We start from the raw sequence: 3882 nt of genomic DNA on the forward strand, positions 1-3882 counted from the left end.
GCCACGGGCTCCCCGCCCCCCCCCGGCCCGGTCACCGCGGGGGGGGGCCCCCCCCACCAGGGGGGGCCCCCCTCCCGTCGAACAGTCACAGCACCGCAGGAACTAGTCCTCCGGGTCGTCCTCGTCGTCGCGCGCCAGGTACGTGGCCAGCCGCTCGACCGCCGTCTCGAACTCCGGGTTCGCGTCCACGAACCCGCGCAGCTTGTCCGCCAGCCAGGCGAGGGAGACCTCTTCCTCGCCCCGCCTGGACTCCAGCTCCTCGATGCCCCGGTCGGTGAAGTACACGGCGGCCTACTCGAAGGCCTTCGTGATGATCTCGCGCTGCTCGACCTCGTGCACCTTCGACGACCCGGCCGACGGGGCGGCCATGCGGCGGCGGGACACGCGGGTCAGGCGGTAGCGCTCCGGCAGCAGCTCCGGCAGGTGCAGGCCGTAGAACGTCCACGCGCCCTGGTTCGCGGGCTCCTCCTGCACCCAGCGCACGTCGGTCGCGTTCGGGTAGGCCTCCAGCGCCTCGTTCAGCTTCCGCTTCGGCACCGGGTACAGCTGCTCGACGCGCACGATCGCGGTGTCCTTCGCGCCCCGCTTCTCGCGCTCGGCCACCAGCTCGTAGTAGATCTTGCCGCTGCACAGCAGGACCTTCGTGACGGCCGAGTTGTCCTCGATCGCCGCGTCGTCGATGACCGACTTGAAGCGCTCCTCGACGAAGTCCTCCACCGGGCTGACGGCGGCCTTCAGGCGCAGCATCGACTTGGGGGTGAACACCACCAGCGGCCGGTTCACGCCGTCGAGGGCGTGCCTGCGCAGCAGGTGGAAGTAGTTCGCCGGCGTCGACGGCACCGCGATGGTCATCGAGCCCTCCGCGCACAGCTGGAGGAACCGCTCGATGCGCCCCGACGTGTGGTCGGGGCCCTGGCCCTCGTGGCCGTGCGGCAGCAGCAGCACGACGTCCGAGACCTGGCCCCACTTCGCCTCACCGGACGAGATGAACTCGTCGATGATCGGCTGCGCGCCGTTGACGAAGTCGCCGAACTGCGCCTCCCACAGCACCAGCGCGTCCGGGTTCGCCACCGAGTAGCCGTACTCGAAGCCGAGCGCGGCGAACTCCGACAGCACCGAGTCGTACACCATGAACTTGCCCTGGTCGTCGGCCAGGTTCTGGATCGGGGTGTACTCCTGACCGGTCTTGCGGTCGATCAGGGTGGCGTGCCGCTGGGTGAACGTGCCGCGCCGCGAGTCCTGCCCGGCGAGGCGGACCGTGCGGCCCTCGTGCACCAGCGAGCCGAACGCCAGCAGCTCCGCGTACGCCCAGTCGATGCCGCCCTCGCGGGCCATCTTGGCACGCCGCTCCAGCACCGGCTTGACGCGCGGGTGCGGGGTGAAGCCCTCGGGCAGCTCCACGTGGGCGTCCGCGATGCGCTCCAGCACCTCGCGCGGCACCCCGGTCGGCAGCTTCGCCGGGACCTGCTGCTCCTCCTCCACCGAGGGGGACGCCTTGATCGGGTGCTTCTCCAGCTCGCGCACCTCGTTGAAGACGTGCTCCAGCTGCGAGGAGAAGTCCTGGAGGGCCTTCTCGGCCTCCTCCACGGAGATGTCGCCGCGACCGATCAGCGCCTCGGTGTAGGTCTTGCGCACCGAGCGCTTGGTGTCGATCACGTCGTACATCGCGGGCTGCGTCATCGACGGGTCGTCGCCCTCGTTGTGCCCGCGACGGCGGTAGCACACCATGTCGATGACGACGTCCTTGTTGAACGCCTGGCGGTAGTCGACCGCCAGCTTCGCCACCCAGTAGCAGGCCTCGGGGTCGTCGCCGTTCACGTGGAACACCGGCGCGCCGATCATCTTCGCGACGTCCGTCGAGTACTTCGACGAGCGCGAGTTCTCCGGCGCGGTGGTGAAGCCGACCTGGTTGTTGACGATCACGTGGACCGTGCCGCCGGTGCGGTAGCCGCGCACGAGCGCCAGGTTCAGCGTCTCGGCGACCACGCCCTGACCGGCGAACGCCGCGTCGCCGTGCATGGCGACGGGCAGCACCGGGAAGCTCTCGCCGCCCATGTCCAGGATGTCCTGCTTGGCGCGGACGATGCCCTCCAGCACCGGGTCCACGGCCTCCAGGTGCGACGGGTTCGCGGTCAGCGACACCTTCGTCTCACCGTCGCCGAACATCCGGAAGTACTTGCCCTCGGCGCCCAGGTGGTACTTGACGTCGCCGGAGCCGTGCGCCTGGCCGGGGTCGAGGTTGCCCTCGAACTCGCGGAAGATCTGCGAGATCGGCTTGCCCACGATGTTGGCCAGGACGTTCAGGCGGCCGCGGTGCGGCATCCCGATGACGACCTCGTCCAGCTCGTGCTCGGCGGCCTTGTCCAGCACCGCGTCGAGCAGCGGGATGACGGTCTCGCCGCCCTCCAGCGAGAAGCGCTTCTGGCCGACGTACTTGGTCTGCAGGAAGGTCTCGAACGCCTCGGCGGCGTTGAGCTTCGACAGGATGTACTTCTGCACGGTGGCCGGGGGCTTCTCGTGCGGGACCTCGACGCGCTCCTGGATCCAGAGGCGCTCCTCCGGGTCGAGGATGTGCATGTACTCCACGCCGACGGTGCGGCAGTAGGAGTTGCGCAGCACGCCCAGGATGTCGCGCAGGCGCATCCGCTCCTTGCCCGCGAACCCGCCGACCGGGAACTCCCGGTCCAGGTCCCACAGGGTCAGGCCGTGCGACAGGACGTCGAGGTCCTGGTGCTTGCGCTGGCGGTAGTTCAGCGGGTCCGTGTCGGCCATCAGGTGGCCGCGGGTGCGGTACGCGTCGATCAGCTCGATGACGCGGGCGGTTTTGTCGACCGCGCCCTCGGGGATGTCGGCGACCCAGCGGATCGGCTCGTACGGCAGGCGCAGCGACGTGAAGACGTCGTCGTAGAAGCCGTCCTCGCCCAGCAGGAGCTGGTGGACGCGCTTGAGGAACTCGCCCGACTCCGCGCCCTGGATGATGCGGTGGTCGTACGTGGAGGTCAGCGTGATGATCTTGCTGACGCCCATGTCGGTCAGGGCCTGCTCGCTGGTGCCCTGGAAGTGCGCGGGGTACTCCATCGCGCCGACGCCGACGATCGTGCCCTGGCCCGCGGTCAGGCGCGGAACCGAGTGGTTCGTGCCGATGGTGCCGGGGTTGGTCAGCGAGATCGTGGTGCCGGAGAAGTCCTCGGCGGTCAGGGAGCCGCCGCGGGCCTTGCGGATCAGGTCCTCGTAGGCCTGCCAGAACTGCGTGAACGTCATGTTCTCGCAGCCCTTGACCGAGGCGACGACCAGCGTGCGGCTGCCGTCCTTGCCGGGCAGGTCGATCGCCAGGCCGAAGTTCACGTGCTCGGGCGTGACCACGTGCGGCTTGTTGTTGATCTCGGCGTAGTGCCGGTTCATGTTCGGGAACGCCTGGAGCGCCCGGACCACCGCGTAGCCGATCAGGTGCGTGAAGGAGACCTTCCCGCCCCGCGTGCGCTTGAGGTGGTTGTTGATCACGATCCGGTTGTCGGCCAGCAGCTTCGCCGGGACGGCGCGCACGCTGGTCGCCGTCGGAACCGTCAGCGACAGCTCCATGTTCTTGGCGATCGCCGCCGCGGCTCCGCGCAGCTGCTTCTGCTCGGGCCCCTTCGCCTGCTGCACCGGCGCGGCCTTGGCGGCCTGCGCGGGAGCGGGCTTGGCAGCCGGGGCGGCAGCGGGCTTGGCGGGCGCCGCGGCCTTCGGCTGGGGGGCGCTCGACGGAGCGGGTGCGGCGGGCGTCGTGGCGGCGGGCGCGGTGCTCGCGGCCTGCTTGGCCGCCGCGGGCGCGCCCGTCGACGCGGCCTTCCCGGTGTCAGCCTGGGTGGCCGCCGTGGGGGCGGCGGTCGTGGGGGACCCGTT

2 protein-coding genes are annotated in these 3882 nt (G+C 70.2%); both read right to left on the minus strand.

Annotated elements, in window-relative coordinates:
• Positions 1-102: 102 nt before the first annotated feature.
• Complete coding sequence (locus tag ACTUAL_RS27730) at positions 103-285, minus strand: DUF6104 family protein (RefSeq protein ID WP_015804942.1); 183 nt, start codon at positions 283-285, stop codon at positions 103-105.
• A gap of 6 nt (positions 286-291) precedes the next feature.
• Positions 292-3882: multifunctional oxoglutarate decarboxylase/oxoglutarate dehydrogenase thiamine pyrophosphate-binding subunit/dihydrolipoyllysine-residue succinyltransferase subunit (locus ACTUAL_RS27735; RefSeq protein ID WP_440902301.1), on the minus strand; the 3591-nt coding region annotated here is incomplete at its 5' end.

It is taken from the genome of Actinosynnema sp. (assembly GCF_052038725.1).